The sequence below is a fragment of the Promicromonospora sp. NPDC060204 genome (assembly GCF_042728455.1).
In the GTDB taxonomy this organism is placed as follows: Bacteria; Actinomycetota; Actinomycetes; order Actinomycetales; family Cellulomonadaceae; genus Promicromonospora.
This window is the reverse complement of record NZ_JBHWZO010000309.1, coordinates 1-6,740: the sequence shown is the minus strand read 5'-3', so window position 1 is coordinate 6,740 and position 6,740 is coordinate 1. Positions and strand designations below refer to the sequence as shown.

Sequence of the window (6,740 nt, the reverse complement as noted above, 5' to 3'; positions counted from 1 at the left end):
GGTCGCGATGGTCGCCCGCCGGTACATGCACGTCACCGGCGCGACCAGTGCCGATTTCGGGGCGGTGGCGGTCGCCGACCGCAAGCACGCCGCGGTGAACCCCGCGGCGATACCCGCGTTGTTGACCAGGATGTCGAGTCCGCCCTGCTCCTCGACGCGGGCCGCGGCCGCGGCGACCGACGCCTCGCCGGTGACGACCACGGCGAAGAACAGGACGGTGCCGGGGTTGATCGCGGTGATCGCGACGAACCTGCCGAAGGCGCGCGGCGCGCTGAGCGGGTCGGTGCGCGTCTCGCCGTCCGACGCCGCCCGCTCGCGCCACGCGGTCCGCGCGCCGTGGGCGGCGAGCACCACGAGCACGACGGCGGACGCGATCCGGAGCGGACCGGCGACGGGCTGCACCAGGTCGGCGACGATGGTGCCGAAGAGGCCGGTGACCAGGGCGTAGACGCCGTCCACCGTCGCGATCCCGAGGGCCCCGGCCGCGCCGACCCGCCACGGGTGCCGGGCGGCCAGCCCCACGAGGTACGACGCGACGGGTCCCACCGGCAGCGCGACGGCGTAGCCGGCGACCAGGCCGGCGAGCAGGACGGGCCACAGCGTGGGCGCGGCGCTCGTCATGGCCCGGGACCCTAGACGTGACAGGACCCCGGGACAAGTCTCACTACACCTTCACCCCCGTGTTTCCGGACTCTTGCCAGGGGCCTTTAGGCTAAGGCGGACCGATGCCGCAGGACCCTGGGAGATCACGAGATGCCATTGTTCGAGGTCGATACCCAACGGCCACTCCTCGTGACGTCGGCCAACGGCCCGGACGGCTCCGAACCCGGCCTGAAGACCACGGCCAACCAGGTGGTCGACTCCCACATCGACGGGCTCCTCGGTGAAGAGGTCTTCCCGATCGCGCAGGGCTCCGGCCCGGACGAGCCCCACCTGCTCGCCCTCGACGCGTCGGGCTCGCCCGTCGTCGTGGAGCTCGTGGCGGACCTGGACCGCGAGAACCTGGCCAAGGCGCTCGACCACGCAGGCGCCGCCGGGCGGCTCACCCGCGCCGAGCTCGCGGCGCGCTACCGCGGCGGGGCCAGCTCGTTCCAGCACGACGTCGCGGCGTTCTACGACAGTGTGCCGATCACCCGCACGCAGGCCGGCAAGAACGGCGGCGGCGGCGCACGGCTCATCATCATCTGCCAGAACGCGCCCGACGAGATCCTCAACGCCGTCGACTTCCTGCGCCAGCCCTCGATGCCCGTCGAGGTGCTGAAGATGGGCGTCGTGAACTCGAACGACGGCCGCAAGTTCCTCGACGTGTCGCCGCTCGTGGTGCACCTGCCGCCCGGCCTGCCGGCCCCGAAGTCGGCGCCGATCGGCGGCACCATCACGAGCTCGATGAAGGGCTCGGTCAGCACGTCGATGGACACGGGCGTCACCGGCGGCGTGACCGGCGGGGCCTCGGCGCCCAAGGACGCCTTCGAGGAGGGCGTGAAGGTCGGCTACGCCCTCACAGGCAAGATGCCGGTCGTCGCCCAGGCCCCGCAGCCCCGGTCCGAGCGCCCCGCGCCGCCCAAGCCGCCCGTGGCCGACGGCCCGTCGGCCGGCCCCACCAACGCCGCGACCGGCCTCCGGTCGGGCCTCCGCGGGGGTGCGCAGCGGGGCGCGCCCGAGCGCGCCGCCGGCACCCGAGCCGGCCGCCGCGCGCAGGCCGCGGCGTCGTCCGAGCCGGCGCCGGCCCCGGCCGCGCCCGCCGACGCGCCGCCGAGCCCCCCGGCCCCGCCGATCGCCCCGCCCGTCCCGAGCGCCCCGGTCTCTCGGGTGCGCCCCGGTGCGGAGTCCCGTCCGACGCCGAGCACCCCGCCGCGGCTCGCCGCGAACCGGTCCTCCCTGGGCGGGACGGGCACGCCGGCCCGCGCCGAGGCCCCCGCCGAGCCGGCACCCGCCCCGGCCCCGGCACCCGCCCCGTCGGTGCGCCGTCGCTCGCGCACCGACCGGTTCGCGGCCTCCAGCCAGCCGGACGAGCCGGCACCGGGCTACCCGGCGTCCGGCCCGACGCCGTCCGCCGACGCGCCCTACGCGCCGCCGCCGCCCCCCGCGCCGCAGCCGGCCGAGGAGAACCTGTGGCAGCCCGCGCCGTACGACGAGGCGCCCGCCTACGCCGCCGCGCCCGAGCCGGAGACGCCCGACTTCGAGATCACCCGGCCCCGCTACGAGCGCGAGCCCGCCTACCAGTCCGAGTCGTCGTTCGCGCCCGCGGGCGCCGCGCCCGCGTACGACTACTCCGCCGAGGCCTCCGGCTACGGCGACCAGGGCGGCTACGGCTACGGCGAGCAGCCCGGCTACCAGTCGCCCTACGCCGACGGCCCGGCGCCGGTCGTGGTGGAGCAGAGCCCGTGGGAGTCCGGCGGCTACCTGGCCGGACCGGACGACGGCTACGGGCAGACGTCGTTCGCCACCGATCCGTACCCGTCGAGCGCCCCCGAGGCCGCGGCCCGCCCGGTGCCGCCGGGCGAGAGCATCCGGGCCAGCACCCCGATGCTGTTCGAGGAGGAGGACGACCCCGACCTGGAGGCACTGGCCCGCAGCATCGGCATGCCCACCCGGATCGTGTGGTCGCGCCCGCGGCGCAACCAGCACTTCGAGGCGATGCTCCTGCCGGACGGCGCCATCGAGCTGGCCAACGGCGCCCGGTACCGGCACCCGGACTCGGCCGCCACCGCGGCCTCGGGCTCGTACACCGCGGACGGCTGGAGCGTGTGGCGCATCGGCGACACCGGCCCCACCCTCGTGGAGGAGTTCTCCCGCCGGTTCGCCTGAGCCTGCTCAGCCCGAGGCGCGCACCACGAGCTCGGGCACGAAGGTCGCCGACCCGCCCGTGGTCCCGCCGTCGAGCTCGGCGAGGAGCAGCCGCGCCATCGCGTCGGCCATGTCCTCGACGGGCTGACGCACGGTGGTGAGCGGGGGGTGGGCCTGCGCGGCGACGCTCGAGTCGTCGAACCCCACCACGGCGACGTCCCGGGGCACGTCCCGGCCGGCGGCGCGCAGGGCGGTGGAGACGCCGTCCGCCATCAGGTCGTTCGCGGCGAAGACGCCGTCGACGTCAGGCCGGGCGGCCAGCAGCGCCCGGGCCGCGGCCTCGCCGCCCGGGCGCGTGAAGTCGGCCGGGACCACCTCGGGCTCGCGCAGGCCCGCGGCGCGCACCCCGTCCAGGAACCCCTGCAGCCGCTCGTGCCCGAACGGCGCGTCGGCCGGACCGGCGACCACCGCGAGCCGGGTGCGCCCGGACCCGGCGAGGTGCTCGGCGGCCAGCCGCCCGCCCGCGGCCTGGTCCAGGTCGACCCAGGCGACGTCCGGCACGGTGGTGCGGGTCGAGAGCACCAGCGGCACGGCGAGGCCGGCGAGCCGCGCGGGCAGCGGGTCGGCCGAGCTGGACGTGATGAGCAGGACGCCGTCGACGTGCCCCTGCCGCACGTACCGCACCACCTGGTCGTGGGCGGGCGGGTCGGCCGGGATGATCGCGAGGTGGATGTCGCGCGGCCGCAGCACCGCCTGCGCCCCCGCCGTCACGCGGCCCACGTACGGGTCGGTGAAGAGGCGTTCGAGGAACGGCAGCGGCGAACGCTGCTCGGGCGGCTCGGAGACGACGAGCGCGACCGAGCCCGTGCGGCGGGTCACGAGCGACCGGGCCGCGAGGTTCGGCACGTAGCCGGTCTCGTCGATCGCCCGGCGCACGACCTCGACGATCCCGGGATCGACGGTGGACACCCCGTTGATCACCCGCGACACGGTCGCCCGGGACACCCCGGCGACGGAGGCGACGACCTCCAGGGTAGGACGCTGCACCCGCCCTTTATACCCCTCGTCGAGTGCTGGGTATCTGCGGCCCGCAGGCTGCGAACTCGACAAATACCCAGCACTCAACGGGTGAGTGGGTTATTGGTAGACGCGGACGTAGTCGACGAGCATGCGGGACGGGAACGGGGTGCTCGCGTCCGGCGGGCCCGGCCAGTCACCGCCCACCGCGAGGTTGAGGATCAGGTAGAACTCGTGGTCGTAGACCCACGGCCCGCGGGTGGACTCCACGGTGTCCTTGTCGGCGTAGAAGACGTCGCGGCCGTCGAGCGAGAACTGGATGCCCTCGCTGTCCCACTCGGCGGCCCAGGTGTGGAAGCCGTCCGAGATCTTCGAGCCGTCGGGCAGGGTGTACGCCCCGCCGTAGCCGCCCCCGCCGTTGTACGCCGGGGCGTGCAGGGTGGAGTGGGCCTGGGTCGGGTTCTGGCCGATGAACTCCATGATGTCGATCTCGCCGTTGTACGGCCACGGGCGGCCGTCCAGGAAGTCGGAGCCCATCATCCAGAACGCGGGCCACAGGCCGCGGCCCTCCGGCACCTTCACGCGGGCCTCGAACCGGCCGTACTGCGCGTGGAACTTGTTCGACGTGTTCATGCGGTGCGACGTGTACTGCCGCCCGTCCCGGTCCTCCCGCCGGGCCTCCAGCACGAAGTTGCCCTGGCCGTCCTGGAACCCGTTGCCGCTCGGGGTGTAGACCTGCTGCTCGTTGTTGGCGGGCAGGCCCGCGTCGATGGTCCACCGCGAGCCGTCCGCGGGGGTGCCGGCCGCGCCGTTGAACTCGTCGCTCCACACCAGGTCGAGGTCGTCGAAGTCGGGGTCGGCGGGCTCGGCCGGGGGCGCGGTCGGCGCCCCGCCCGTGCCGTAGACCTGGAACTCCCAGAGCGAGTAGCCGTAGGGGCCGCTCCGGTCGCGCAGGTGCACGCGCACGTGCCGGCCGTCGGCGTCGAGCGGGATGGTCTGCTTGAAGCCGGTGCCGTTCGTGGTGGTGTGCACGGTGCGCCACGTCGAGCCGTTGTCCGAGACCTCGATGTCGAAGGTGGTCGCGAACGCCGGGTCCCACTGCAGCACGACGCTGCTGATATGCGCGGCCGCCCCCAGGTCGACGGCGATCCAGCCCTCGTCGACCCAGCCCGTGTCGGGGCTGACGGCCCAGCGGCTGGCCGGGTCGAGGTCGAAGGCCTTGTCGGGCCCGCAGAGCCAGCAGGTGCCGTCGTTCTGCGAGCTGGAGGCGCTGCCCTGCTTGCCGTACGAGAGCAGCGAGGTGTCGGTGGGCGTGCCGCCCCCGGTGCCGAACACCTGCAGCTCCCACAGCGAGACGCCCCACTGGGTGGCGCGCTGGGTGACCCAGAGCCGCAGGTAGCGCCCGGTGCCGTCGACGTCGAGGTTCTGGTCCCCGCCGGCGCCGGTGGTGGTCGAGTAGATCGTGGACCACGCCGCGCCGTCGGCGGAGGTCTCGATCCGGAAGCCCGAGGCGTACGCCGTCTCCCAGTCGAGGACGACCCGGTCGATCGCCTGGACGGAGCCCAGGTCGACGCGGATCCACTGGTTGTCGGCGGCGGCGCTGGACCAGCGGGTGCCGGGGTCGCCGTCGACGGCGGCGGCGCCGGTGCTCCAGTCGAACTCGGTGCTGGAGGTGGTGACCGGCCGGCCCTGGGAGAGCGGTTCGGCGGCGGCCGATGCGGTGGTGACCTGGGTGATCGCACCCAGGACGAGCAGGGCCGCGGCGGTGGTCGCCGCCGCGAGCGTGCGGACGTGTCTGCGCATGTGACGTGCTCCTTCGAACGTCGGTCTGGCACGTTGAGCCATCTGAGAGAGCGCTCTCTGAGATGGTCGCGGACATTCCGGACCCTGGTCAAGGCTTTCGAAGAAGTTTGCTGACAGGTCTGTAAGCGAAGGGACCTAGGGCCGGACGACGACCTTGCCGAACTGTCCGCTCTCGTCCAGCCGTGCCAGGCCCTCGGCGGCCTTGGCGAGCGGCACCTCGGTGTCGATCACCGGCCGCACGCCGGTCCGGGCGCAGAACCGGGCGAGCGCGCCGAGGTCCTCCCGCGAGCCCATGGTGACGCCCTGGACCCGGATCTCCTGGAAGAAGATGCGGGTCAGCTCGGCCGGCGGAGCGTCGCCCGACGTCGCGCCGCAGACCAGCACCGAGCCGCCGGGCCGCACCGAGCGGATCGAGTGTGCCCACGTGGCCTGACCCACCGACTCCAGCACCGCGTCGACCCGCGCCGGCAGCCGGGCCCCGGTCTCGACGGCGCCCGCCGCGCCCAGCGCGACGGCCCGATCCCGCTTCTCGGCCGAGCGCGACGTCACCCAGACCTCCAGGCCCGCCGCCGCGCCCAGCACGACCGCCGCCGTCGCCAGGCCGCCGCCCGCGCCCTGCACGAGCACGCGGTCGCCCGGCGTGAGGCCGCCCTGCGTGAACAGCATCGTGTACGCGGTGAGCCACGCCGTCGGCAGGCACGCGGCCTCCTCGAACGACAGCTCGGCGGGCTTCGGCACCAGGTTCGCGGTGGGCACCGCGACCCGCTCGGCGAGGGTCCCGGGGTAGCGCTCCGAGAGGAGCGAGCGGGGTTCCTTCGGCCCGACGCCGTGGCCGTCGGCCCCGATCACGCCGTGCACGATCACCTCGGACCCGTCCGGCGCCACCCCTGCGGCGTCGGTGCCCAGGATCATCGGGAGCTGCTGCTCCCGCAGGCCCACGCCGCGCAGCGACCACAGGTCGTGGTGGTTCAGGGACGCCGCCCGGACGTCCACGGTGGTCCAGTGCTCGGAGGTCTCCGGCTCGGGTCGCTCGCCCACCTCCAGGCCGTCGAGCGGGCTGTCGGGCGAGAAGCGGGTCACGTAGGCGGCAAGCATCCGTTCAACCTACCTGCCCCGCCGCGGCGGGCCAGGTA

General features: G+C 74.6%; 5 protein-coding genes. 1 reads left to right on the top strand and 4 read right to left on the bottom strand.

The window, feature by feature from the left end:
* Nucleotides 1-621: LysE family transporter (locus ACFWEJ_RS25725; RefSeq protein WP_377232015.1), on the bottom strand; the 621-nt coding region annotated here is incomplete at its 3' end.
* 132 nt (nucleotides 622-753) lie between these two features.
* Here ACFWEJ_RS25725 and ACFWEJ_RS25720 point away from each other — a divergent pair.
* Nucleotides 754-2,808 (top strand): hypothetical protein, encoded by a 2,055-nt coding sequence (locus ACFWEJ_RS25720; protein ID WP_377232014.1) that lies wholly within the window; start codon nucleotides 754-756, stop codon nucleotides 2,806-2,808.
* A gap of 6 nt (nucleotides 2,809-2,814) precedes the next feature.
* Here the strand turns inward: ACFWEJ_RS25720 and ACFWEJ_RS25715 are convergent, their stop codons facing one another.
* The 3 genes from ACFWEJ_RS25715 to ACFWEJ_RS25705 form a co-directional block, all read right to left on the bottom strand.
* Complete coding sequence (locus ACFWEJ_RS25715; protein WP_377232013.1) at nucleotides 2,815-3,834, bottom strand: LacI family DNA-binding transcriptional regulator; 1,020 nt, start codon at nucleotides 3,832-3,834, stop codon at nucleotides 2,815-2,817.
* 90 nt (nucleotides 3,835-3,924) lie between these two features.
* On the bottom strand, nucleotides 3,925-5,607 hold the full coding sequence (locus ACFWEJ_RS25710) for a discoidin domain-containing protein (protein WP_377232012.1): 1,683 nt from the start codon (nucleotides 5,605-5,607) through the stop codon (nucleotides 3,925-3,927).
* A 135-nt stretch (nucleotides 5,608-5,742) separates the two neighbouring features.
* A complete protein-coding gene (locus tag ACFWEJ_RS25705; RefSeq protein WP_377232011.1) occupies nucleotides 5,743-6,702 on the bottom strand; it encodes a zinc-binding dehydrogenase in 960 nt (319 codons plus the stop codon).
* Nucleotides 6,703-6,740: the final 38 nt, after the last annotated feature.